At 36.6% G+C, this 25149-nt stretch carries 32 protein-coding genes; 20 read left to right on the top strand and 12 right to left on the bottom strand.

Annotated elements, in window-relative coordinates:
• Positions 1-29 precede the first annotated feature (29 nt).
• The 10 genes from E4T88_RS13205 (at position 30) to E4T88_RS13160 (ending at position 9541) form a co-directional block, all read left to right on the top strand.
• The gene (locus tag E4T88_RS13205; RefSeq protein WP_135106173.1) at positions 30-365 is read left to right on the top strand and encodes a DUF4133 domain-containing protein; all 336 of its coding nucleotides are present in this window, start codon (positions 30-32) and stop codon (positions 363-365) included.
• Entirely contained in the window at positions 362-2866 is a 2505-nt protein-coding gene (locus tag E4T88_RS13200; RefSeq protein WP_135106171.1) for a TraG family conjugative transposon ATPase, read from the top strand. The genes E4T88_RS13205 and E4T88_RS13200 overlap by 4 nt, the downstream gene beginning before the upstream one ends.
• A 53-nt stretch (positions 2867-2919) precedes the next feature.
• Positions 2920-3885: a fimbrillin family protein gene (locus E4T88_RS13195; protein WP_135106169.1), complete on the top strand. Its 966-nt coding sequence runs from the start codon at positions 2920-2922 to the stop codon at positions 3883-3885.
• A 93-nt stretch (positions 3886-3978) separates the two neighbouring features.
• Complete coding sequence (locus E4T88_RS13190; protein ID WP_135106167.1) at positions 3979-4608, top strand: DUF4141 domain-containing protein; 630 nt, start codon at positions 3979-3981, stop codon at positions 4606-4608.
• Positions 4609-4628: 20 nt separating this feature from the next.
• Positions 4629-5621, top strand: a complete 993-nt coding sequence (traJ, locus tag E4T88_RS13185) for a conjugative transposon protein TraJ (protein WP_135106165.1) — start codon at positions 4629-4631, stop codon at positions 5619-5621.
• A gap of 33 nt (positions 5622-5654) precedes the next feature.
• The gene (gene traK / locus E4T88_RS13180; RefSeq protein ID WP_135106163.1) at positions 5655-6278 is read left to right on the top strand and encodes a conjugative transposon protein TraK; all 624 of its coding nucleotides are present in this window, start codon (positions 5655-5657) and stop codon (positions 6276-6278) included.
• Between the two features lie 11 nt (positions 6279-6289).
• Positions 6290-6619 (top strand): TraL conjugative transposon family protein, encoded by a 330-nt coding sequence (locus tag E4T88_RS13175; RefSeq protein ID WP_135106161.1) that lies wholly within the window; start codon positions 6290-6292, stop codon positions 6617-6619.
• Positions 6609-7895, top strand: coding sequence for a conjugative transposon protein TraM (traM, locus tag E4T88_RS13170; RefSeq protein WP_135106159.1), 1287 nt, complete (start codon positions 6609-6611; stop codon positions 7893-7895). The genes E4T88_RS13175 and traM overlap by 11 nt, the downstream gene beginning before the upstream one ends.
• A gap of 52 nt (positions 7896-7947) precedes the next feature.
• The gene (gene traN, locus E4T88_RS13165) at positions 7948-8913 is read left to right on the top strand and encodes a conjugative transposon protein TraN (RefSeq protein ID WP_135106157.1); all 966 of its coding nucleotides are present in this window, start codon (positions 7948-7950) and stop codon (positions 8911-8913) included.
• Between the two features lie 46 nt (positions 8914-8959).
• Positions 8960-9541, top strand: a complete 582-nt coding sequence (locus tag E4T88_RS13160) for a conjugal transfer protein TraO (RefSeq protein WP_135106155.1) — start codon at positions 8960-8962, stop codon at positions 9539-9541.
• On the opposite strand, the gene E4T88_RS13155 is transcribed toward E4T88_RS13160, so the two are convergent.
• Positions 9538-9822 carry a YciI family protein gene (locus tag E4T88_RS13155; RefSeq protein ID WP_135106153.1) on the bottom strand — a complete coding sequence of 95 codons (285 nt, stop codon included), beginning with the start codon at positions 9820-9822 and terminating at the stop codon, positions 9538-9540. The two genes, E4T88_RS13160 and E4T88_RS13155, sit on opposite strands and share 4 nt — an antisense overlap.
• A 41-nt stretch (positions 9823-9863) precedes the next feature.
• Between E4T88_RS13155 and E4T88_RS13150 the strand changes: the two genes are divergently transcribed.
• The 4 genes from E4T88_RS13150 to E4T88_RS13130 all read left to right on the top strand — a co-directional run bounded on the left by E4T88_RS13150 (position 9864) and on the right by E4T88_RS13130 (position 13407).
• A complete protein-coding gene (locus E4T88_RS13150; protein ID WP_135106151.1) occupies positions 9864-10292 on the top strand; it encodes a DUF3872 domain-containing protein in 429 nt (142 codons plus the stop codon).
• Positions 10293-10487: 195 nt separating this feature from the next.
• The gene (locus tag E4T88_RS13145) at positions 10488-12029 is read left to right on the top strand and encodes a P-loop NTPase fold protein (RefSeq protein WP_135106149.1); all 1542 of its coding nucleotides are present in this window, start codon (positions 10488-10490) and stop codon (positions 12027-12029) included.
• 361 nt (positions 12030-12390) lie between these two features.
• Positions 12391-13020 (top strand): Crp/Fnr family transcriptional regulator, encoded by a 630-nt coding sequence (locus E4T88_RS13135; protein WP_135106147.1) that lies wholly within the window; start codon positions 12391-12393, stop codon positions 13018-13020.
• Between the two features lie 57 nt (positions 13021-13077).
• Positions 13078-13407, top strand: coding sequence for a DMT family transporter (locus E4T88_RS13130; RefSeq protein ID WP_135106145.1), 330 nt, complete (start codon positions 13078-13080; stop codon positions 13405-13407).
• A gap of 170 nt (positions 13408-13577) precedes the next feature.
• Here E4T88_RS13130 and E4T88_RS18005 read toward each other — a convergent pair whose 3' ends face one another.
• From E4T88_RS18005 to E4T88_RS13110, 5 genes are all read right to left on the bottom strand, one after another.
• Positions 13578-13730 (bottom strand): hypothetical protein, encoded by a 153-nt coding sequence (locus E4T88_RS18005; protein WP_167755459.1) that lies wholly within the window; start codon positions 13728-13730, stop codon positions 13578-13580.
• A gap of 26 nt (positions 13731-13756) precedes the next feature.
• Positions 13757-15028, bottom strand: coding sequence for a PcfJ domain-containing protein (locus tag E4T88_RS13125; protein ID WP_135106143.1), 1272 nt, complete (start codon positions 15026-15028; stop codon positions 13757-13759).
• A 3-nt stretch (positions 15029-15031) separates the two neighbouring features.
• Entirely contained in the window at positions 15032-15442 is a 411-nt protein-coding gene (locus tag E4T88_RS13120; protein WP_135106141.1) for a PcfK-like family protein, read from the bottom strand.
• Between the two features lie 5 nt (positions 15443-15447).
• A complete protein-coding gene (locus E4T88_RS13115) occupies positions 15448-16467 on the bottom strand; it encodes a fusion protein (protein WP_135106139.1) in 1020 nt (339 codons plus the stop codon).
• Between the two features lie 70 nt (positions 16468-16537).
• Complete coding sequence (locus tag E4T88_RS13110; protein ID WP_228093916.1) at positions 16538-16732, bottom strand: hypothetical protein; 195 nt, start codon at positions 16730-16732, stop codon at positions 16538-16540.
• A 344-nt stretch (positions 16733-17076) separates the two neighbouring features.
• Between E4T88_RS13110 and E4T88_RS13105 the strand changes: the two genes are divergently transcribed.
• From E4T88_RS13105 to E4T88_RS13095, 3 genes are read left to right on the top strand one after another with little or no spacing between them, the layout of a single operon-like run.
• A complete protein-coding gene (locus E4T88_RS13105) occupies positions 17077-17511 on the top strand; it encodes a LexA family protein (protein WP_135106137.1) in 435 nt (144 codons plus the stop codon).
• A gap of 10 nt (positions 17512-17521) precedes the next feature.
• On the top strand, positions 17522-18259 hold the full coding sequence (locus E4T88_RS13100) for a DUF559 domain-containing protein (protein ID WP_135106135.1): 738 nt from the start codon (positions 17522-17524) through the stop codon (positions 18257-18259).
• Complete coding sequence (locus E4T88_RS13095; protein ID WP_135106133.1) at positions 18259-19509, top strand: Y-family DNA polymerase; 1251 nt, start codon at positions 18259-18261, stop codon at positions 19507-19509. The genes E4T88_RS13100 and E4T88_RS13095 overlap by 1 nt, the downstream gene beginning before the upstream one ends.
• Positions 19510-19538: 29 nt before the next feature.
• Here E4T88_RS13095 and hxsC read toward each other — a convergent pair whose 3' ends face one another.
• Genes hxsC through hxsA2 form a run of 4 tightly spaced genes read right to left on the bottom strand, consistent with a single transcriptional unit; the run spans position 19539 to position 22861 of the window.
• The gene (gene hxsC / locus E4T88_RS13090) at positions 19539-20408 is read right to left on the bottom strand and encodes a His-Xaa-Ser system radical SAM maturase HxsC (RefSeq protein ID WP_135106131.1); all 870 of its coding nucleotides are present in this window, start codon (positions 20406-20408) and stop codon (positions 19539-19541) included.
• Positions 20405-21814 carry a His-Xaa-Ser system radical SAM maturase HxsB gene (hxsB, locus tag E4T88_RS13085; protein ID WP_135106129.1) on the bottom strand — a complete coding sequence of 470 codons (1410 nt, stop codon included), beginning with the start codon at positions 21812-21814 and terminating at the stop codon, positions 20405-20407. The genes hxsC and hxsB overlap by 4 nt, the downstream gene beginning before the upstream one ends.
• Positions 21814-22161, bottom strand: a complete 348-nt coding sequence (hxsD, locus tag E4T88_RS13080; protein ID WP_135106127.1) for a His-Xaa-Ser system protein HxsD — start codon at positions 22159-22161, stop codon at positions 21814-21816. Before hxsD ends, hxsB begins: the two co-directional genes overlap by 1 nt.
• A gap of 1 nt (position 22162) precedes the next feature.
• The gene (gene hxsA2, locus E4T88_RS13075) at positions 22163-22861 is read right to left on the bottom strand and encodes a His-Xaa-Ser repeat protein HxsA2 (RefSeq protein WP_135106125.1); all 699 of its coding nucleotides are present in this window, start codon (positions 22859-22861) and stop codon (positions 22163-22165) included.
• A gap of 201 nt (positions 22862-23062) precedes the next feature.
• Here hxsA2 and E4T88_RS13070 point away from each other — a divergent pair, with 201 nt between their 5' ends.
• Genes E4T88_RS13070 through E4T88_RS13060 form a run of 3 tightly spaced genes read left to right on the top strand, consistent with a single transcriptional unit; the run spans position 23063 to position 24181 of the window.
• Positions 23063-23350 (top strand): putative quinol monooxygenase, encoded by a 288-nt coding sequence (locus tag E4T88_RS13070; RefSeq protein ID WP_135106123.1) that lies wholly within the window; start codon positions 23063-23065, stop codon positions 23348-23350.
• An 8-nt stretch (positions 23351-23358) separates the two neighbouring features.
• On the top strand, positions 23359-23964 hold the full coding sequence (locus E4T88_RS13065; protein WP_135106121.1) for an HD domain-containing protein: 606 nt from the start codon (positions 23359-23361) through the stop codon (positions 23962-23964).
• 40 nt (positions 23965-24004) lie between these two features.
• A complete protein-coding gene (locus E4T88_RS13060) occupies positions 24005-24181 on the top strand; it encodes a BF3379 family histone-like protein (protein WP_006842770.1) in 177 nt (58 codons plus the stop codon).
• Between the two features lie 10 nt (positions 24182-24191).
• Here E4T88_RS13060 and E4T88_RS13055 read toward each other — a convergent pair whose 3' ends face one another.
• Positions 24192-24722, bottom strand: coding sequence for an ORF6N domain-containing protein (locus E4T88_RS13055; RefSeq protein WP_135106119.1), 531 nt, complete (start codon positions 24720-24722; stop codon positions 24192-24194).
• 1 nt (position 24723) lies between these two features.
• Positions 24724-25143: a virulence RhuM family protein gene (locus E4T88_RS13050; protein ID WP_135106117.1), complete on the bottom strand. Its 420-nt coding sequence runs from the start codon at positions 25141-25143 to the stop codon at positions 24724-24726.
• Between the last annotated feature and the right edge of the window lie 6 nt (positions 25144-25149).

Raw genomic sequence — 25149 nt, 5'->3', positions numbered from 1 at the left:
CTCTTATTTTACTTTTAATAACGAGAAGAATGGCAGAATATTCAATCAACAAAGGAATCGGAAAGCCCGCAGAGTTTCGGGGACTTAAAAGCCAGTACCTCTTCATTTTTGCAGGTGGACTATTGTCTGTATTTATTGTCTTTGTGATAATGTATATGATGGGGATCAGTCAGGTAATCTGCATCGGATTTGGAGTCGTTACTGCCGGAACATTGGTTTGGGCAACATTCCATCTGAATGAGAAGTATGGAGAACATGGGCTTATGAAGTTACAAGCCATCCGTAACCATCCCCGCTATATCATCAACCGCAAACGGATTATACAGCTTATTAGTCGTATCAAAAGAAAGGAGGATATGGTATGAGGAATATACTAAGTGCCGCCACGCTGGAAAGCAAGTTTCCCATACTGGCAGTTGAGCATGACTGTATCCTGAGTAAAGATGCGGACATAACAGTAGCCTATCGGGTGGAATTGCCCGAACTTTTTACGGTCACCTCTACCGAGTATGAAGCAATCCATGCAGCCTGGGCAAAAGCAATGAAGGTATTACCTAACTATTCGATAGTCTGTAAGCAGGACTGGTTTATCGAAGAGGATTACACCCCCGAATTGCAGAAAGAAGACATCAGTTTCCTATCTCGTAGTTTCGAGCGTCATTTTAATGAACGTCCTTTCTTAAATCACACCTGTTATCTCTTTCTGACTAAGACGACCAAAGAGAGGGCCAGACAACAAAGCAGCTTTACAGCTCTAACTCGAGGCTTTATCGTTCCCAAAGAAATACAGGATCGGGAGATGGCTCAGAAATTTCTGGAATCAGTCAGCCAGTTTGAACGGATTATCAACGATAGCGGATTTATCAAATTGGTACGATTGACTACTGATGAGATAGTAGGAACAGCAGATCAGGCAGGTATTATCGAAAAATATTTCTCCTTATCGCAGAATGACACCACCTGCTTACAGGATATGTCTCTCGGTGCTGGTGAAATGAAGATCGGTGATAAGTATCTGTGTCTGCATACGCTTTCAGATGTGGATGATCTTCCCGGAAAAGTGGAAACAGATACCCGCTATGAAAGACTATCCACTGATCGAAGCGATTGTCGTCTGTCGTTTGCTGCACCTATCGGAGTGCTCTTGACCTGTAACCACATTGTCAATCAGTATATCTTTATTGATGATCATGCAGAGAACCTGAAACGTTTTGAAAGACAAGCAAGGAATATGCACTCTTTATCCCGTTACAGCAGAAGTAATCAGATAAACAAGCAATGGATCGAAGATTATCTGAATGATGCACATAGTTTCGGGTTAACCTCCGTTCGTTGCCATGTTAATGTAATGGCTTGGAGTGAGGATAAGGAGGTCCTTTCCCGAATTAAAAACGATGTGGGTAGCCAGTTAGCTCTCATGGAATGTAAACCCCGACACAATACAGTTGATACTCCGACCTTGTTTTGGGCAGGTATTCCCGGTAATCAGGGCGATTTCCCGAGTGAAGAAGCTTTCTATACTTTTATCGAACAGGCTTTATGCTTTTTTGTAGAAGAAACAAACTACAAGAGTTCGCTTTCTCCCTTCGGAATCAAGATGGTAGACCGGGTAACAGGGAAGCCGCTTCATGTAGATATATCCGACTTACCCATGAAGAAAGGAATTATTACCAACCGTAACAAGTTTGTATTGGGTCCTTCGGGTAGTGGAAAATCCTTCTTTATGAACCATCTCGTCCGCCAGTACTGGGAACAGGGCACGCATGTAGTCCTAGTAGATACCGGAAATTCCTATCAGGGTTTGTGTGAAATGATCCGCAGTAAGACAAAAGGAGAAGATGGGATTTATTTTACATATACCGAAGAAAAGCCGATCTCTTTCAATCCATTTTATACCGATGATAATCAGTTTGATGTAGAGAAAAAGGATAGTTTGAAAACCTTGTTGCTGACGCTTTGGAAAAGTGAAGATGATAAGATATCCAAGACCGAAAGTGGAGAACTGGGTAGTGCTGTCGATGAGTATATTAAAAAAATTCAGGCTGACCTAAGTATTGTTCCGAGTTTCAACACCTTCTATGAGTTTATGCGAGATGAGTACAAGACTGCATTAGCGAAAAGAGAGATTGAAGTCAGTAAATCTGATTTCAATATTGATAATATGCTGACAACGCTCCGTCAGTATTATCGGGGTGGTCGTTTTGACTTTCTGCTAAATTCGGACAAAGAACTGGACTTATTGAATAAACGCTTTATTGTCTTCGAAATCGATGCTATTAAGGAGAATAAAGATCTTTTCCCTATAGTGACGATTATTATCATGGAGGCTTTTATCAACAAGATGCGTCGGTTGAAAGGTATCCGAAAACAGCTGATTGTGGAAGAAGCATGGAAAGCCCTTTCGTCTCCCAATATGGCTGAATATCTAAAGTATTTGTATAAAACCGTTCGTAAGTTTTTTGGTGAAGCTATCGTTGTTACTCAGGAAGTGGATGATATTATCTCATCACCCATTGTGAAGGAAGCTATCATTAATAATTCCGATTGCAAGATACTGCTCGATCAGCGGAAGTATATGAACAAATTCGATTCGATACAGGCTTTATTAGGCTTGACCGAAAAAGAAAAGGCTCAGATACTCTCCATCAATATGTCCAACAATCCAAGCCGTATCTACAAAGAAGTCTGGATCGGTCTGGGTGGTATGCAATCGGCTGTATATGCAACAGAAGTTAGTCCGTCTGAATATTACACCTATACCACCGAAGAGACAGAGAAACTACAGGTGCAAAAACTATCGGAAAAGTTAGGCGGGGATATTGAGCAGGCTATCAAGCTAATCACTTCAGATAAGTCTCTTCAATAAGCAGACTTATCGACAATTTTTAAATTAATCTCAAACGTAAAAAAATAAATTATATGAAAAAGTTCTTTTTTCTGACAGCCATTGCTGTCTCTCTATTTAGTTTTAATAGTTGCAATAACGATGATGATCATCCGGTAAATCCGGGTAGTAAAGATGCCATCTTAAAGATTCAGGCAGGTATCACAGCAATAGATGTTGTCGGTACAAAAGCATCAGTTGTATCCGCATTTCCTGAAGGAACAAATATCGGTTTGTTCGTTACATCGGGTAGTCTGGGGGATAACAATAATTCGTATAAAGAAAATGACAATGCATTATCTGTTTTTAGAAACGGAATCTGGAATCAGACACCTGAGATCAGGCTTGCAGGAGATAATGCGACGGTCTATGCCTATTATCCATACAGCAGCAACAATACCGATGGCAGATCCATTTTTGTGGATCACGCTACGCAACAGGATTACATGTACGGAACGCATACTCCGGGACAGTCTGCCATCAACAAAGATAATCCGGCAGTAAGCCTGACCATGAAGCATGCGATGGCTTTGGTACAGTTTAATATCAGCAAAGTCAATTATCCCTGGCAAGGAAAGCTTACCCGTATTGAAATAGCCAATGCTGATAAGAAGACTATTCTTTTCAATGAAGGACTAATGGATATTTCAACAGGAACGATTAAGAATATTGAAGGAAAGAACAGACCGGCATCTATTCAGGCGTATTCAGATATCTATCCACTTTTGACTATTCCTGAAAAACCATCTCAATTAGAAGCAGATTTCTTAAAAGTCTTTGTGCTGCCTATTAAATCGACTGGAGGCGAAGGGGATGTTGTTTTTAACTTTACTATTGACGGACGGATCTATACATGGAAAGTCCCGGCTAACACCACTTGGAAAGCAGGCACGAAAAACACCTACGCTGTAACTATTAATGGTTCGAGTCTGAAAATCGGGAATGTAAATATATCAGATTGGACAGGTGGTATTTCAGCAAACCTAATCATTACGGACTAATCTCACACAGGGAGTAAGAACACTGACACTTCTGTTCTTACTCTGTTACTTCTCTCTTTTTATTCAATTTACATCATTAAAAATCATTGAAATATGAAAATAAAAATCTTCATGTTGTGCGTGAGCCTTGTGCTTTTCACTTCAAATATATCAGCTCAATGGACAGTTTGGGATCCGAGTAACTTCACTCAGAGTATTGTCAATACCAGTAAACAGATTGTTCAGACATCAACGACTGCCCAAAATATGGTGAACAATTTTAAAGAAGTTCAAAAGGTGTATAATCAGGGCAAACAGTATTACGATGCTCTGAAAGCTGTGAACGGCTTGGTCAAAGATGCAAAGAAGGTGCAAAGAACCATCCTTATGGTCGGTGAAATCTCCGATATCTATGTACACAGCTTTCAAAAGATGCTGTCCGATCCCAATTATTCCATTGAAGAACTCAATGCTATTGCTAATGGCTATACCCGTTTATTGGAGCAAAGCAATGACGTGCTGAGCGAACTAAAAGGAGTGGTTAATATCAGTACACTCTCTCTTTCCGATAAAGACCGTATTGATGTGGTTAATTCCTGTTATGATGCAATGACTGATTACCGAAATTTGGTTCGATACTATACAAATAAGAATATCGGTGTTTCCTATCTAAGAGCCAAGAAAAAAGGGGAAACAGCCCGAGTCAATGCTTTGTATGGTAATCCTTCGGATCGTTATTGGTAAATTCCTAAATAAGAAGAAATATGGATTTCGATCAATTTCATCAAACCCTGCGGACGCTTTACGATCAGATGATGCCCTTATGTGGCAATATGATCGGTATAGCCAAAGGAATAGCTGGGCTGGGGGCCTTATTCTATGTGGCATACCGAGTTTGGCAATCTCTGTCAAGAGCCGAACCGATCGATGTATATCCTCTGCTACGTCCTTTTGCCATCGGTCTTTGTATTATGTTCTTTCCGTCTGTGGTACTTGGTACTATTAACAGCATTATGAGTCCTGTCGTACAGGGTACAAACGGAATGCTGCAATCCGAGACATTGGATATGCAAAAGTATGCAGAGATGAAAGACAAACTGGAATACGAAGCCATGAAGCGTAATCCCGAAACAGCCTACTTAGTAGACAACGAGATTTTTGAAGAGAAGCTGGATCAACTGGGCATTACCGATGTGGGAGAAATAGCAGGTATGTATATTGAGCGTGGCTTGTACAATGCGAAGAAGTGGATTCGGGAAGCTTTTCGGGAGATACTGGAAATAGTCTTTAAAGCTGCTGCATTGATTATCGATGTGATACGCACCTTCTTTCTGATTGTCCTTTCAATTCTCGGTCCACTGGCTTTTGCCATATCGGTCTGGGATGGATTTCAATCGACACTCACGCAATGGATCACACGTTATATCTCTGTTTATCTGTGGTTGCCTGTTTCGGATCTGTTCAGTACGATACTGGCAAGGCTTCAATCCCTGATGCTCCAATCGGATATTGAACGGATGCAGACTGATCCGAACTTCTCATTGGATAGTTCAGATGCCATCTACATAGTCTTTCTGATCATTGGTATTGTCGGGTATTTCACTATACCGACTGTTGCCGGATGGATTATATCAGCAGGAGGTATGGGGAACTTCGGTAAGAATGTAAACAATACAGCAACCAAAGCCGGAGCAATGGTTGGTGGTGCTGGAGGTGCTGCTGCCGGAAACATTGTAGGACGCTTGAAAGGGCGGTAAAATCTCTAATCTCAATCATCAAATCAAAAAACAATGGAATTCAAATCATTAAAAAATATCGAATCGAGCTTTAAGCAGCTCCGCATCTTCGGCATTGTCTTTCTCAGTTTATGTGCTGCTGTTGCAGGTTACTCCGTTTGGAGTGCCTACAATTTTGCAGAAGCACAACGGCAGAAGATATATATACTGGATAACGGAAAGTCCTTGATGCTCGCACTCTCGCAGGACTTATCTCAAAACAGACCGGTTGAAGCCCGTGAACATGTCAGGCGGTTTCATGAACTGTTCTTTACGCTCTCCCCTGATAAGTCAGCGATTGAAAGTAATATCCAACGGGCATTGCTCTTGTCGGATAAGTCCGCTTTCAATTATTACAAAGACCTATCAGAGAAAGGATATTACAATCGTATTATCTCTGGGAATATTAATCAAACGATACAGGTCGACAGTATTTCCTGTAATCTGGATGTCTACCCCTATCAGGTTATTACTTACGCCCGTCAGATGATTATCAGGGAGAGTAATATTACCGAACGTAGCCTTGTGACAACCTGTAAACTGCTGAACTCTGTCCGTTCCGATAATAATCCGCATGGATTTAGCATCGAAGCTTTCGAAATACGGGAGAATAAGGATTTAAGGGTGTTGGACCGATAAAATGCTGAGCTATGAAAGAACGGATTAAAGAACTCGGCTACTGGTTGGAAGATAAACTCAAAGACCTCTGTGGGGAGATCACTCCAGACAAAAGATTGACCGTAATTGTCATTATGCTTTTATTCTTTACGATACTGAACCTGTATTTTACATTTACGGCTATCAGTAATTGGGGAAGGGAACAAGAACGCAGGGATCAGTTAAAGATAGAACATATCAAACAATTGGAACTGGAAAAGACCAAACCGAAAGATGCAGTATTTGATTCGGATATTCTGGATTCAGATATTGACATTTCGGATAGTACTAACAATAAAACAGATCAATCATATGGCGGATAAACCAAAACTAAGTGAAGAGCAAAAACAAAAGCTAAAGAAATATGCGATTTTCGCATTGATGGCAATTGTTTGTGCAGGATGTATTTGGCTGATTGTCTCCCCATCGGAGAAAGAAAAAGCCAAAGAGCAGATTGGTATGGGCTTCAATGCCGATATACCTGATCCCAAAGGAGACGGTATCATTGGAGATAAAAAAGATGCCTACGAACAGGAACAGATGAAGGAACGCCAGAAAGAGCGGATGCAATCCTTACAGGGTTATGCCGATATGCTGGAAAGTTCGAAAAGTGAACGGGTGACTATTAATCTGGATGATGAGCCTCAGCAAGCTGTGAAGAAAGAAAAGGCTCCGATTAATAATTCGGTATCAGCTTACAGGGATATCAACCGTACATTGGGTAATTTCTATGAGAAGCCCAATGACGATTCAGAGAAGGAAGAGATGAAAAAGAAACTGGAGGAACTCGAAGCCAAAATGCAGGATAAGGACAATAAACAGTCGGCAGTCGATGAACAACTACTCCTGATGGAAAAATCCTATGAGATGGCAGCTAAGTATATGCCACAGAATCAGTCAGAGCCTTCAATGACAAATTCCAATTCTTTGAAAAGCAAGATTGATAATTATGGAAAGGATAATTCGTCTAAAAATGGGAAGACAACAGTGAATCCTGTTCGTCAGATACAAAAGAATACGGTTTCATCATTGACTCAGAACATCAGTAACGAAGAGTTGTATCAAATGTATGACCAGCCAAGAAATACAGGTTTCAATACAATGGATGGGGAGACTGGAGTAAGTAGTAAGAATACAATTTCAGCAGTTATTCATGATGACCAGACAGTGATTGACGGACAAACTACCCGTCTGCGATTGACTGAGCCGTTGGTCGCAGGAACTACTCTTATCCCTGAAAACACGATTCTGACAGGAGTAGCTAAGATACAGGGCGAACGGTTGGATATACTGATATCTTCTATTGAGTATGAAGGAACAATCATTCCTGTAGAAATGGTCACTTACGACACAGACGGGCAGAAAGGTATTCATATACCGGGATCATTGGAGATGAATGCAGCCAAAGAAATTGTAGCCAATATGGGAAACAGTGTGGGAACGAGCTTTACTATGACTCAGAGTACAGGAGCACAACTGGCATCCGATCTCAGTAAGGGAGCTATACAGGGTGTATCGGCATATATGCAGAAAAAAATACGACAGGTAAAGGTTACCCTTAAATCGGGCTATCGGATTATGCTGATGCCCAAACAGTAAAGAGTTTACAACTGAATAAAAACAAGTATTTATTAATCAAAGAAATAAAACAATGAAGAAATATATTATTGCATTAGCATTGATGCTGACAACGATTGTTGCTCATGCGCAGAATGAAACAACGCCCAAAGATATGCAGGAAGATCTGCAACAGGTATTAAAACCTACTTATGGCGATTATTATGAAGGGCTTTCCAAGAAAATAACCTTTGATCGAATGATTCCTCCTTACGGATTGGAAGTAACTTTTGAGAAGACCGTGCATGTTATCTTCCCTGCTGCGATTCGGTATGTGGACTTGGGATCAAGTAATATCATTGCAGGAAAAGCGGGAAGCTCGGAGAATGTATTACGGATAAAGGCAGCTGTTCGCAGTTTTGAAACCGAAACGAATATGGCTGTAATAACCGAAGAAGGCAGCTACTACACTTTTAATATCAAATATGCAGATGAGCCTGAGAAGCTAAACATTGAAATGAAAGACTTTATGCATGATGGTATAGCAACCAACAGACCGAATAATTCGATGGAGATTTACCTGAAGGAACTCGGTAGTGAATCACCCCGCATCGTTTACCTGATTAATCGCTCCATCTATCAGAATGACAAACGGATTGTAAAGCATATCGGCTCGAAACGTTTCGGAATCCAATATCTGCTCAAAGGTATCTACAGCCATAATGGGCTATTATATCTGCATACACAGATCAAAAACTCAACGAATGTTTCATTTGATATTGACTTTATACGGTTTAAGATTGTAGATAAGAAGATGGTAAAACAGACTGCTGTTCAGGAAACGGTGATCTATCCGCTTCGGGCTTACAATTTCATTTCTCAGGTTGGAGCTAATCAGACGGAACGAACCGTCTTTACCATTGATAAGATAACGATCCCGAATGATAAGCAATTGGTTATTGAGCTCTTTGAAAAGAACGGTGGACGCAATCAGACATTTGTCATAGAGAATGATGACCTGATACGGGCAGAGCAGATTAATGAGCTAAAGATCAAATAAGGTCAGGGTCATAGACTCTTTTACTACACACCAATACAATAATAAAATGTATAGATATAAAATAGCTTTAGTAATCATATTGAGCCTTGTCCTTATCGGACAGGCTCATGCACAACGTTATTTGCCCGGACAAAAAGGAATTCAGGTGATAGGTGGTTTTGTGGATGGATTTAATCTGGAAAAGAAAGACGGACAGGCTTTCTTTGGAGGCATTGCTTTATCGACTTATACCAAGAATGGCAACCGATGGACTTTCGGTGGAGAATATCTGCAAAAGTCTTATGAGTATAAGGATAAGCTGATACCCTTATCTCAGATAACAGCCGAAGGGGGTTATTATCTGAAATTCTTATCTGATCCTAGTAAAACAGTATTCTTCTCCGTAGGGCTTTTCGCTGTTGCAGGTTATGAAACGATTAATTGGGGGAAGGAACTGTTGTTCGATGGAGCAAGCATCACAACAGAGGATAATTTCTTATACGGTGGTGCAGTCAGTTTTGAGATAGAAACTTATCTGACGGATCGACTTGTGTTACTACTCAATGCACGGGAACGGGTATTGCTCGGATCGGACATCAATAAATTCCATACACAAATCGGTATGGGGATTAAGATCATGATCAATTAGATAAATCGGTCAAAACCATCAGCATATTTGGTAGGGATAAATTCGATAATATCGTAGGTCGCAACCTTATTGATATAGAATGGATCGGCTTTCATAATTTCCAAAGCAAGCTCTTTTGTGGCTACTCTACAAAGGATAACTCCTCCGGTACGGGGTTCTTGTCGTCCTGAAGCGATGAAATAGCCTTCTTTATAATTTATATCCAGATAAGTGCGGTGCATACCCAGGTATTTTTCAACCTCGCTTAGTGGTTTCTGATAGGTTAGAACGAAAATAAACATAACATTCAAATTTGAAACAAAAGTAAAAAATAGAAATCGATATGAGAAGAATAGCATCATATATAATTTACACGATACTGATTGCATGTATCGCATGTGCCTGTAGCGACGATATTGATATTCGCCAAAGTTATGAATTCAAGGTTACTCACCTGCCTGTACCGAAAAAGCTGAAAGTTGGTGAGACGGCTGAAATTCGTTGCCAGCTGGAACGATCAGGCAGATATGATAATGCAAAGTATTATCTGCGGTATTTTCAACCGGATGGTAAAGGAGAACTGAAAATGGATGATGGAACGGTATTTTTACCGAATGATACTTACGAACTGACTAAAGAGACGTTTCGGTTGTATTACACTTCTAAATCAGAGGATCAGCAGGTGATTGATATTTACTTTGAGGATAATTATCAGAATACTTATCAGCTTTCTTTTTCTTTTAATAATGATAATGGGGAGGAAGAAGAATGATGACAATGATGGTTATTTCGTATGTGTCCATTTGGATAAGTATTATTTATTCGTTGGTGACGGCTCCGAGTGATATAGAGTTATGGGGCAAAGAAATGGAATAGTAGCTGTATCTAAAAAATAAAGAAAGCTGGAGAATATAGATTCTCTGGCTTTTTTGTAAATTAGAGGGAAAATATCAACAAATAAGAAACAATGGAAGAATTATCAATATACATTGAAGATTTATATAATCATTTTAAGTCTCATCTAGACAATAATAAAAGAATCTTATTTTCAGGGCCATATGGTATTGGTAAAACTTACTTCTTGCGAGATTTTTTCAAAAATGAAAATATAGAAAATGATTATAATGTCTTTCATTTGTTTCCGGTAAATTATCAGGTATCTAATAATGAAGATATATTTGAGCTTATCAAAATTGACATTTTATACCATATATTGGGGAAAGGATGGGGATTTGAGAAACAACAGCAGGAAAAGATAAGCAAAACACTTGCTTTACAAACATACACTATCAGTAAAACTTCAAGTGCATTTAAGGCTATCACACAGATATTATCTCTAGGTAAAAGTAAACCTATAACTGAAGGTGCGGATGAACTTGAAAAGATTATAACGAGCTTTAGTAGATACTATAAAGAACTTAATGAAGAAGAGGGTTCTTTGGATAAGATAAAGGAGTTTGCCGATATATTTGAAAAAAAGAAAGGGTCAATCTATGAGTTTGACAATATTACTCAACTTATTTATGAATTATTAGAAAAACAGACAATTGTAGAAAATCAAGCAGACGAAACAGATACAAAGAGAAAAGAGAATGTATTAATTATTGATGATTTGGATAGAATTGATCCAGAGCACATATTTCGAATTTTGAATGTATTTTCAGCACATTTTGATATAAGAAATGAGGATAGCAATAAATTTGGATTTGATAAAGTAATTTTTGTTTGTGATATTGAAAATATTAGAAATATATTTTTTGCAAAATATGGATTTAACACTGATTTCAATGGTTATATAAATAAATTTTTCAGTAGCTATATTTACCATTTTGAGAATAAAACAGAAATAAAAGAAACAGTTGAAAAATTTCTAAATAGAAAACTCAATAATAGAGAAGTTCACAAAAGATACTCTTCCATTAAAGAGGATATTATAGAATTTCTCGGCATATTTATTGACTCAGATAAGATAAACATAAGACATCTTAAGAATTTGGAGACTTTTGATTTTACGATAAGTTTTTTCGATTATTATCGGAGAGAACATATTACAAGGTTGTTATATTGGCATTTAATTAATTTTTTATTAAAAATATTCAACAATGATTTATCAAAATTAAAAGGTGCATTTTCCAATCTGAAATTAGATGATAACGAATTACGGTCATTTTATAGAAGAAGAGATCGTTATTTAAAAGGTCTTATTTTGTTAGCGGATATAGAAAAAGTGAATGATCATTTTCAAGGTCAAGAAGTTGATTATTTATATAATAATAAAGATTTGAATCTAAAAATTAAATATTCGCTTATAAATGCAGGTGATTATTTTTGGAGCAATATTGAGGATGTTATATCATATGAATCAGAGGAGTTTAACACCAAGGTTAGTTCAGATCCAGTATATGGAATAAAAAAATATACCCGGGACATTTCACTTGAGAACATTGGTCAATTATTTGTTGTCGCCATTAATGAACTGGATAGAAAGGGAATGTTAATTAGAAAATAAATTCTTCTCTTAGTTTTTTGCTCCAGAAAACTAAGAGTACAGATGCTCATATTCAGGCTAGTATTATTTTCTCATCCAACGATGTGATTATAAATGCCGGAGTTATTCTTGTAGGATTTTAATATGGCAGTTAGATGCCTAGATACCTGTTCCTGTTGCCACATTCATCTTGCTGGATAGCTGTTGGACAGAACACTTCGATGCTCCACAAGTGGAAGCTCAATAGGTATTTCTGAAGAAATATGCAGGAAATAAAGCTGCTGAAAATTTTGTTGCTTTTGAATGGTATGAAGAAGGTTTATATAAAAAATATAAGGCTTACTTTGGCTATGTATTCTATATAGCCAAAAAAAAATGGCACATGAGTGTAGGACTACTTAAATTAGTAGCCCTATTTTCTTATTATAAATGCTATATTTACAATATGAATCCTTTGATAACATTGTGCAGGAAATTTGGACCTATATCTCTTGATATTGAGAAAGAACTTAATCTTAAAACTCAAAGCAAGATTTATGAAAAAGATACTTTCTTCATTAAGGAAGGGCAGATAGTATCCAGTCTATTCGTTATAGAAAAAGGTCTTGTTCGTTCATTTTATATGAAAGAGGAACGAGAGATAACAGATTGGTTTGGTTTTGAAAATATCCCTTTAGGAGCAACAATGCCTTTATTCTTCAATCGTCCTTCTTTGCAAAATATTCAATTTTTGGAGACTTCAATAATTCATTATATTTCCAATTCAGACCTCAATGTACTTTATAACAAATACAATGAGATGAATACCATTGGGAGGCGTATGACAGAAGAATTGTGTCGGATCATGGAAGAAAGAAGCTGGTCTTTACAAACTGAATCGGCTGAACAACGATACCTGAATCTAATAAAGTCCGAACCTGAAATATTACAACGTGTATCATTGGGACATATAGCATCTTATCTGGGTATTACCCAAGAAACATTAAGTAGAATAAGGAGTAAACGAATTTGACTTTTATCAAAAAATGTAGTTTCATATCATGCTATCTTTGTATCCAAAATTGATGATATGAAATACTTATATTTAGCATTAGCTATAATTTTTGAAGTTATAGGCTCTTCCAGTATGAAGGCTTCTGATGGTTTTACTAAATGGTTACCTACAGTAATAGTCGCCATAACTTATTTAATCTGTTTCTACTTTTTATCACTGACATTGAAATCGATGCCTTTAGGTTTGGCTTATGCTATATGGGGTGGTTTAGGTATAGTATTAACTGCAATTATTTCAGTTTTAATATTTAAACAATCTATGGATTTACCCGCGATTATTGGTGTAATTTTAATCGTGTCTGGTGTTTTTGTTATGAATTTCTTCTCAAAAACATTAAGTCATTAAGTCAGTTTAATAGCTATAATTAGCTGGTTGTTTAGATCTTTATTATCTATTACACTTTGTTCCACTTTACTTATGATAAATTTACTCCTGGTTTTTTGTTTCTTTTTTATCCGCTCAGGCTCATTGAAAAAAGAAAACGGACTGAATTTCAGTCCGCCTCATTGGATATTTCATTTAACAGTTGGAACATACCATGTATCCCGATAATTATTCCCAATCAGATTGAAAACTCCACCTAATCCGCTTTTTCCCGCAAACTGTTTAGCTTCTCGAATACTATCAAATTCACCTAATAGCTTAAAACCTATATATAATCGATACATGCTTTGTTTATTTTAGTTTGATAAAATTATGCTGCTAATCGTTCTTCTATAAGTGGAATATTCTGATTGACAAGATCAATTATTTGATTGTGGTATTTAGTATTCTTATTACAAATACCTCTCGATTGAATAACCTTTAGTTGAGAAATTGAAACTTCTATTGTTTCAATCCGTTTTCCATCTATACAAGCCGAAAGAATCAGCGAATCTTCTTTTGAATGGTAACTGCCGACACAATGGTGCATGGCTTTACCTTCGTTGATTATCTCTGCGACACTTTCCAAGACTCGAACATTAATTAGTCCATCTGAAAATATAAGACCAAAGAACTTGGCTTTAGCTTCTCTGTATGAATCTTCTTTTGCGAGTTTCTTTTCTATTTCTAATTGAACATCTGCTTTTACTTTTTTAGCTACATAGCGGTCATGCTCTGCTTTCAAATTATCGGGACAAACATATTTTGCATTATGCAAGTCTTTGCCAAAGAAGCGAAGTAAGTCAATATAATCGCACCAAAGGGTAGCATCTTTGATTTTGTAGTTATTACGAATACATATTTTAATCGATTGCCAATAGTTATTAATACTCTTCCATCCGCTATCCATAATACGCTTTAATAGCTTGGCATATCCTGCTTTGATTAGCGTTTCAGCTTTACTATCTGTTAGTAGTATACGGAATAGATCTAATGGTTTCTGATTGTATAAAGCTTTCTTATAGCCTGCACGTTTTAGTTCGGGTATTAGTTTTTGTGTTGGATATACTGCACCTGTATAGATCCTGTTATAAACATCAATCTCTTGTCTTAATTCCAATGGAGTATGAAATATCCACGAATCGTAATACATTGTCCCCATTGTCTGCCGAAGACGAGCAAATGTGCAATACTTCCCATTGGGAGTAATCCAACGTTGCATCACTTCGGACGCACTATATTCGGGTAGTTCTCCGATTTTGCTCGTATATCCTAACATAATAGTGCGTAGTACCTGATATCCTTTATGGGCATCAATAACAGTCATATAATAGCTGTCATTGAATGTCCGTTTGGCTGTAACTTTTACAGTCAGCTTTGATTTACAGTTCGGGCAATCACAACCTAAGATAGTTGTAATCAGTTCTCCTTCTCCTTGCCATGAGTGTCCGCACTTGGAACAGGTTACAATCCCTTTCTTTGAGCGATAACCCAGATATTCAATTGCATTATTATATCCCCATTGTATCTGTTCTTTGGTAATAGCAGATAATGTCTTGCTCGCTTCTACAACTTGTTGTTGAAATTTATTCTTTGGTTTCATAGGTCAGAATAGGCTTAGTTGGTTGGTATTGGCTGTTTGTTTAGCTGTTGTCTTCTTCTTGGGTTGCATCATCTTGTTATAGGCATCATTCTGTGCTTTCTGAATAGCGTCTTGCCGTGCCTGTTGTTTTTCATCCTCTGTCAGTTCTACTACATGGTTTACGGCAATTCGGGCATCGATCGGTTTACCAACTTCTATATTTTCTTCATCGTAATAATGCACAGCCATTGAGTAGACTTCATCATCGGTGAAGCCATTACAACCGCTTTTTTGTACTTCGTTTAAAATGTAAGTACAACAATCGTCAATGTTCTTATTCAGGTTAGCGAATGATTGGGCGAACAAAGGGTCTACAGATGCCCTTTGTTCTAAATGGGTTAATATGGTTCGTGTAAAATATGCTGTTGATTTCATAGTCGTTATTTATTTAGGTTCAATACTGTTTGTAATTCTTCTTTCTTGGTTTTGGAAAATATCCATCCTGCTTGTTTTTCATTGTTATGTGTCAGTCTAGGATTGAATTTTCCACCCATTGCTTTGAGTAAATCTTTGATTTCTTTGGTATCTCCAAACAGGGCAATTGCTTTCTCTGAATAATCAACTATCTCAAAAGAGAGGTTATCCGATTCAAATTGAAGAGTTGGTTCTTTTTCGTTTTGAATAGAAGTATTATTGTCATTATTCTTATTGATGTAAATACCATCGGGACATCCTGCCACATAGGCAAATTCATCAATCTTGTTCTTTCTGTCATATATCGGGGATTTTTCAATGATCCATCCGCTGTATTTGCTTTCTCCCAGATAATACCCTGCACCCATTGAATACTTTTCCCTGTGTTCATACTCCTCGTTATAGATTTCCAGATGGGCTGTTTCTTCAAAGTTTGGAGCATACTTTCGCATTTCGGAGAATATATCACGTTTGTGCTTGGAAAAGCCTAAAATTACAGTACGTGTGACTTTTGAGGCATAGTAGTCCGTTTGTGAGTCGGATTCATCTGCTTTTAAACGAGCCACAATGATTGCTTTAGCATCTTGGCGTAGGTTTTCATTCAGCCATTTACGACCAATCTCCCTTATCGCTTTTCTGTGTTCATTCTCTTGTCTTTCCTTTTCCTGTTCTGCATCTTCTTTAGCCTTTGCTTTGGCATAGAGTTCAATGACTTCTTCTTCGGACATAAACTCAATATTGTTTTCATCGTAATACATACCGATTCCAAACTTTTGGCTTAATGGTTTAATGATTTCAGATTGTTGCATATCAAGCGTACGGAGATTAATCAGATGATAATGATAGCCGTATTTGTCGTGTGTGGTTTTGTGGACTACATAACGGTCATAGGAGTATCCTTCCATTTGGATGATTTGGTTTTCTGCTACTGCTTTAACTTCTGTATCGGTTGTTGTTCCTGCGAACAATGAATATAATTTAGTCATGACTGTACGGTTTAAAAGATTAGAAATAAGAAAATGGAGATAAGGATGATAAAGGCTATAATTGAGAGTATCATCTTGATAAAGAGTTAAATACAAGACAGATAATCAGATAACCACCGATAAATCCTGTAATAACAGAAGTGTTTATGCTCACTTGTGTCACTATCCACATACACAGAGCCACAACTGCTATCCCTAAACCCAATTTTATGATGATTCCAGAGGTGAGGGAGTTTTGTTTCAATATTTTTCTTTCGTTTCTCATAACTGCGACTTTTTTTTTCATGCGTCATCCGTCAGGTCGGTCGTTTTTTGTTTCAAGGGCAACAAACAGGTATAGGCTTTTAGACAGGCATATTTTTTCAGATAAATACGCTCGCCTGAAAGGAAAGAGGAAGATTTATTTGAAAACCGATAGGCGTAAGAATATGCAGGACTAAAAGCCGTTCATACCTTTGCCCGATGAACAGAAAGATCGATCAAGTGATGACTCCGCAGAAAGAGGAGCAGTTATAAAAGGAGAAACGGAAGAGAAATTCTATAATATCGATATATTAATTAAGATTCTGAATTCGCATTATCTCTGTAGCTTTATGTACTTTTGTTTTGATGGATAAGAAAGCTCTTGAAATATTTCGTGCAGAAGTAAATACTGAATTATCACTGCCTATAGCTGATGGTGGAATCAAAGCTGGATTCCCAAGTCCGGCACAGGATTTTATGGATTTGGCTATTGACTTGAATAAAGAGTTGGTACGTCATCCTGCCAGTACATTCTATGGTCGTGTTCGTGGAGATAGTATGCAAGATGCGGGTGTTTACGATGGAGATATATTGATTATTGATAAATCGCTGGAGCCGCGAAACGGAGATATGGCAGTCTGCTTTGTCGATGGTGAATTCACGATTAAATATATTAAAATAGAAAAAGATATTGTTTGGCTTATACCTGCTAATGACAGCTATAACCCTATCAAAATAACAGAAGATAATGATTTCCTTATCTGGGGTATTGTAACTTACTCAATAAAAAAACAGAGGTAGTTTGCTTAATATGGATATAAAAACTTTAATAAATCGTCTACGTGTTAGGATAGAGGATGATTATTCTGAATATAGTGAGACATATTCAGAAAATATATTCGAGATAATTGACAATTATATAAATAACGATAAATATTCTGATTTAGAAAAAGCGTTTTATCTGATATTGAATCAATATCCTAATGACACGAAGAATTATTTTGTCAAGCCGAATGAAATGGTTCTTATACCAGATGTATATAATATGGGAAGTCCTGGAATAGAATATGAAGTAGATTTTGCTATTTATGGAGGTGTGTTAAATAATCCAATAAAGATCGCAATTGAATGTGATGGAATTCGTTCTCATAGACAAAAACATAGTAATAAAGACAGAAAAAAGGACGTAAACTTTCAGGCGGCAGGTTGGATTGTTATTAGATTTGGCTCAAATGAAATTCATGAAGAGTTGGCGAAGTATGAAAATCAAGAAAATTACACGTCCGATTTTTTACAGTATATAGAAAATGTAATAAATGAAACTTCGCAGATAATCACATGGAGGTCATATGCGAAAGCTGACTTTAGAAGTAGGTTAACAGGATATAAGTGGGGATTTATACTTTGCCCACTATGTGGAAAAAGCCAAATGGGAGAATTGAATCATATAAAACATGTCTGTAGGCATTGTGGTGAAAAATTCAAAAGAGAGGTTATTTCAAGTGAAAATGTAAAATATGAACATAACGGAATATTGTATTTTGATTAATGTACGCCCTGATCGACTGTAATAACTTCTTTGTTTCATGTGAACGGGTTTTCAACCCGGCATTGAACAATCGTCCTGTTGTTGTACTCAGCAACAACGATGGTTGTGTTATATCACGTAGCAATGAAGCCAAAGCATTAGGTATCAAAATGGGAGTACCATTTTTTCAAATAAGAGAGCTCGTCAAACAATATAAAGTTGCAGTATATTCTACAAATTTTACTCTTTATGGAGACATGTCTGATCGGGTAATGAAAACTTTATCCAAGCTTGTTCCTGACATGGAAATATATTCTGTTGACGAAGCTTTTCTGCATCTTCACGGAATAGAGGATATTGCCAATTATAGCAAGCGTATCATTCGGACAGTCACAAAGAATACAGGCATTTCTGTGTCAATCGGTGTTGCTCCAACAAAGACTTTGGGGAAAATAGCTAATCATTTTGCAAAGAAATACAAGGCCTATAACAATGTATGTATTATTGACAGCGAAGAGAAGCGTATCAAGGCATTACAAAAAACACCTATAAGTGATGTTTGGGGCATAGGGCGTCGCCACACAAAGATGCTTGAATATCAAGGAGTAAAAACTGCCTATGATTTAACACAAAAGACTCGATCATGGGTCAGAGATAAGATGACTGTAATCGGGGAACGTACCTGGCTCGAATTACAAGGCATTCCCTGTATTGAAAAAGACGAACTGTCGGCTAAGAAACAACAGATATGTACTTCCCGAAGTTTCGGGCAGCCAATTACTGAATACAACAATCTACTGGAGTCTATCGCTGCATTAGCCTCTCTGAGTGTAGCTAAATTGAGGAAACAGAAAACTGTAACCAAAGGTGTTTATATTTTCGTGCAAACTGATAGATTCGAAGAGGATGTATATAAACCCTCAAAAGTTGTTCCTTTGTCATTTTACACATCGGATACAGCCGAGATTATCGGTTACTGCCGTCAGGCTTTGGATTCTATTTATTTGCCGAATCTGGAATATAAAAGGGCTGGAGTTGTATTGATTGATATTACCCCCGAAGAATATGCCCTGCGGGATCTCTTTGATGAAAAAGATCGCGATAAGCAACAGCGATTAAACCAGACTTTGGATGAGATAAATAAAAAGAATGGACGTGACTCTATAAAACTTGCTATTGAAGGAAACGGTTATAGTAAGAACATCCGTCAAGAACATCTTTCAAAGCGATTCACAACTAATCTTAATGATATAATCGAAATTAATGTTTAGTTATATTTATTGGCTAATTAAGGTATATCCTATAAAAAAGGTGTAACCTTATATTCCCCTTTAGATGTAGCAAATAACCCACAACACTCAGGCTTCACTGAACAAAGACTACATTCCTCTAGATATTTTACTTTCCAATCAGAAATTGATTTGCGGGCAAACTCATGTAATGATGAGGGTAAAGAGCAAAGAGGCAGATTGAAAATTGAGACATCCAATCCCCATGTTGCAAGACTAATTACAGCTATCTCTAGTTGATCTTGAAAATCAATTGGGTCTATCCAAACTCGTTCGTGATTTTTTATGCTGTAGCCAGTATCTTCTAATCCCATAAAAGAGATATGAGTAACAAAGGGCAGATTCTTGTATATAAAATTCGATAGCTGCGGTAGACGTGGATAATTTATTTTATTGATAACAATACGGAGTTCTATTCGGATATTAAATTCAGCCAGATTATATAATCCTTTTACTGTCTCATTATATGATCCTATCGCTTGTGCAATATAATCATGATCATGCAAGTAGTCGGAATGTAGAGGAATTCCCAATAATAATCTATCATTACCAACAGATGCAAGTTTCTTCACATAGTCTCTATTTGAAAAAGCTCGCCCATTGGATAGTATATGTATTTGGGCTTCGGGTAGTTTCTCTTTTACTTTATCTATTAACAGAAAGAGTTTGTCAGCTAATAATGTAGGTTCTCCTCCTGTTATTCCAATATCAGCTAATTCAGAAGGAGCAGACTCAATAATCGCCAAATTACGTTCGAATAATAAGTCTATATCATTCCTGTTTAGCGGAGGCTGTGAGCACATCAGGCACCTATTATTACATTGTGCTGTAACAAAAAGGGAGTTGTCGTTGGAGTTAATATCTAATTCAATTTTAATCATCCGACACTATTGTTAATCCACCGTTTGAATATAGGTAATACCTCCTCTTCTCTGTTTATTAGTAATGAAAAGATATGTTGTATTATTTGCTTATGTTTCTTGCAGAAGGATGACGTTGGTCTAAAACCATACATATCACCTTGTGTTGAATGGTTTCTTACAGGATCGGCTCCGCAATAAGATTGATAAACACATTCCGAGCAGCCTGCAATAGTTTCGTTTGCCCAGATTAAAGCTATCTCCTGAGCCTTTCTTCCATAGAATATATTCTCGTAAGGATCATTGACATGTCCAAGCCGAAAAGTATTGTCTCCATGTTCAGTCAACATCCGGGATTCATCTGAAGCATACACATAACCGTCATAGTTATATACAATCACACTATTGATAATTCCGGCAGGAGATTGAAGGTCTACAAAACCGATAGAAAAAGGAGTCAATATCTTCCTCAAAATTAAAGCTGTGAATTCTTCTATAAAGTAAGTTCCGTTTTTATTCAGTTCTAAAATGTAATCCAATGCCTTCTTGTAAAAAAGAATGAACCGGTCATAATATTCATTCCAATCTGCATATTGGGAAGCCATACCATAAGGGTTTAAGGCTCTTAAGAATATACTATGAAAACCATTGTCTATATATGCGTCAATAATTTCTTCGGGATGATTCACTGATTCTTCCGAAGCTGTCATTAGAGCTGATACTCTATCTATACCTAAAATATTTCGGGCTTTCTCAATTCCTTTTACGACACGGGAGTAACTGTCAATCTTTCCTCTATTGTGATTATGTAGTTCCTCCGGACCATCAAGAGATGTCGATATCAGGATTTTGTATGTTTCACAAATAGATAAAACTTCGTCAGTCAGATTTACACTATTAGTACACAAAACATAAGTAATCTCTTTCTGGTAAATGACATTCTTTTCTTGTGTAGCTGATATTGCGAAAAGCAATAAATCAGCCATCAAAGAAGGTTCTCCGCCTTGAAACTCCATAGTTATTGAAGGCGAAGGCGATTTAAACATCAGATCAATGGATTTTAGCATTGTGTCTTTGCTCATGTCATATAATGAACCGTAGCACTCTTTACTGGATGCCTGACAATAAATGCAATTTTGATTGCATCGCAAGGTCAATACAAATATATGTAAGGATGCAAAATGATCTAAGAAAGATTTTTTTGTTCTTAGTCGGGCTGCAAGATTATCTATTAGGTATGGTATTGGTGTTTCACTGATAAAAAAAGAAGAAATAAGATCTTTATACAGTTCCTCGTTCGTTCCAATTTCTTTGTGTGCAATTCTTTTAGCTGTACCAAGAGGAGTAATCAGAAAATCTCCAACTTCATTAACAAGAATCTCATTATTATCAATGCGGTCAAATCGAAAAGGTAATAAGTAATACATTATTCTCCGGTTAACATATAATCTTCAAACTCATCATTATTAGCAAAAGCCTTGACATAAAGAATATCTCGAATATTCCTTGTCTCTTGTCCGACAATATCCCGAACTTTGTAATCGATAAAGTCCTGATTGATTTTTCTATCTAGCTGATCAACTTCCTCTTGAGTAAAAATTCCGTCTTTCTTCCTGAGTTCAATAGATTGAATGGTATCGGTTGAAATATTACGGTTTATGAGGTATAGATCCGATAGCCAATACAATACTTTTGATATAACTGTATCATTGTAAATCAGAGTATCAACTGAAAAATGTACTGTATTCTCTGTTATTTGTCTAAAATCAGTCATCTTATTTTTTCAGAAAATAAACAGTTTGTGTATCTACAATACCGTCTGCATCGATTCCTATCTTATTTTGAAAAGCAATAACTGCTTTTTCTATTTCATTATCAAATAAAGTAGTTCCTTTTGCAAAAGATCCTGACAGGTATTTTTTATCAATTAAGATATTCTTCAGTTGTGTAACATCTGTTCCGGTCATTCCTTTTTTTAAGATTCTATCGCCCAAATTAAGTTTTTCCCCCACAGCAGTTGTCGATGTTGTCTTCTTTGTTGAAGTTGAAGATGTTCCATTTGTGGTAGACGAATTACCACTGCCTGTAGATTTACTACTTGACGATTTTGTATTGGATGTTCCGGAAGATGAACCTGTAGATGGAGTATAATAATAGGATGACGACGAAGAAGACCGACTGGAGCCTCCCGAATAAGTCGAACTACTTGATCGGTGTGAAGAATGCGACCTATGTGAAGAATGTGATCTATGACTTCTATGCCCCGCAATCAGATAAGAATTATCATTTTGAAATTTCAATACGAATTTCTGAGAATTATCTTTTTTAGGACTTATTTCCGGTTCTTTTTTGCCATTATCCAAATTCAGTTTACTGATATCATAGTTAGAAGCTTCGGTATTTGTAGTTGCTACAATAGATGTTAGAGAAGTCAGAAAGATGCCTTTCAGAATTTTATTAAAGCGTGATTTCATAGATAATTACACAATTAGCTGATTCCAAGCATAAAGATATAGAATACTATTTTAACAAAGTTAGCAAATGCTAAAAAATAATCAATATATTTTTTTACAGCTTGATTATACATAAAAGCGGAGAATATACTTACTCTTTTATCTGCTTGATTCTGTATATTTGTAGAGAGAAATAAGTATCTGGAAATAATAATTCAAACAATGATAAAAGTTATAGCCGAGGATTTTATTAAAGAAGAGTACCTGGAAATAGTAAAACCTCTTTATGCTGAATTAGTTGCTAAGACTAAATTGGAAAAGGATTGTATTGAATATAATCTTTATATAGATCAGGACGATAAAACTCATTTCATCTTCATTGAAGAATGGCCCGATCATGAGGCATTAGACAGGCATTGCCAGACAAAGCATTTCAGACGGCTTGTTCCTCTGATTAATAAGCACCAAGCCAAAGAGTGCGAATTTACGATTATGGATATTTTTCAATAAGTAAAAGGATGGAGAATAAAGATATTCTGATAAAAACTCAGGAATATATAAAAGAAACTTTTCTCAAAGATGGAACAGGGCATGATTACTATCATATAGAACGAGTGGTAATTAATTCCAAAAAGATATTGAGAACAGAACATGCAGATAGCTTTCTGGTTGAACTGGCAGCTTGGTTGCATGATCTAGGAGATCACAAACTTCACGACGGTGTAGATAAGTCTGAGGAGTTAATCGGTGCTTTTCTTAGATCATTGGCCATTGAACAATCAATTATAGACAGAGTTGTCGAGATTGTTTCTCAGGTTTCTTTCAGTAAAGGGAATAAGCCATCTTCAATTGAAGCCGAGATAGTACAAGATGCAGACCGTTTGGATGCTATCGGAGCAATTGGTATTGCTCGCTGTTTTGCATATGGCGGTAGTAAGAATCGTATTCTATATAGCCCTGATGAAAAAGAGAAAGAGAAAGAGAATTCAAGTATTCAACACTTTTATAATAAATTATTTAAACTAAAGGATCTAATGAATACTGAATCCGCTAAACTGATAGCTGCAAACCGGCATTCATTTATGGAAGAATATATCGCTGAATTTTACAGGGAAGTTCAATAAGAGATCTATCTTTGCAGTTCGAATTTAAAATATGATAGTGATGAAAAATTTAGTAGAGAATTTAAGTCAATTGTTTGCTGACTTTTCAAAAGATGCAAACACTCAGGTAGAAAATGGGAATAAAGCAGCCGGACAACGTGCAAGAAAAGTGTCTTTGGAAATAGAAAAAGCTTTGAAAGAATTTCGTAAGGTATCTATCGAAGAGTCTAAAAAATAAGAAAGAGGAGCTATAGCTCCTCTTCTTCATTTTGTATATATCCCACACGCTTTCGAGGTTTATCATCCTGTTCTCTGGTACTCGCTAATTCAGTCAAAGCCTGATATATCTCATTAAACTGCATATTCGTTTCTAGCATAAATGTTTCTAACTTTTGATTAAGCTCTGCATAGCCTAAAACATATTGGCGTAAAACTACAAATGCCCGCATAATTGAAATATTGATTTCAATAGCAATTTTACTTCGTAATACAGACGAAAGCATAGATACTCCCTGTTCTGTGAATGCAAATATCTTAGTTGCTCCGACATTATAACTCGAGGGTATCACAAACTGTGATACCCCCATGTTTATCAACTCCATAGCTTCTTCCTTCGTCAATTCAAACATAAAGTCTTCGGGAAAACGCTCTATATTTCTTCGGACAGCTTGTTTTAAAGCTCGGGTTTCAACCTGATAGAGTTCTGCCAAATGAAAATCGATCATTACCCGTAAACCACGAACCTCAAATATCTTATTTTGAATAATCTGTAATTCCATATCAATTCAAAGTTTTAAATGATGATTTTCCTATGTTGGCATTGAACATTATGATCATTTCAGATTTAGCCTTTACTCTACCGTATTCACAAAAAACATTGAATACCCATTTCAGAAAAGCTTTGGTATATAGGGATTGAATACGGAAACTTAAGAAAATAATAACCTCTAGATTATAATAGGTACAAATATATTCTTCTTTCTCATTTCGGGTATACCGGTATTCTTTTGTCACATCCGGTTCTCTCAATAAGCCTTCTTTGAATATAACTTTGAGATGCTTATTGATTGTAGGTGTATATATGCCAAACAGATCAGCCATATCATTTACTGTCATCCAGACCGTACCATCTACTATTTTTACTTCAATGATTGGTCTGTCAGTATCTATATCTGTAAACTTTATATATCCTGTTTCCATAAACTC

Source organism: Dysgonomonas mossii (assembly GCF_004569505.1).
Taxonomy (GTDB): Bacteria; Bacteroidota; Bacteroidia; order Bacteroidales; family Dysgonomonadaceae; genus Dysgonomonas.
Note: the sequence above shows the minus strand (reverse complement) of the source record. Positions and strands in the feature narration are given on the sequence as shown.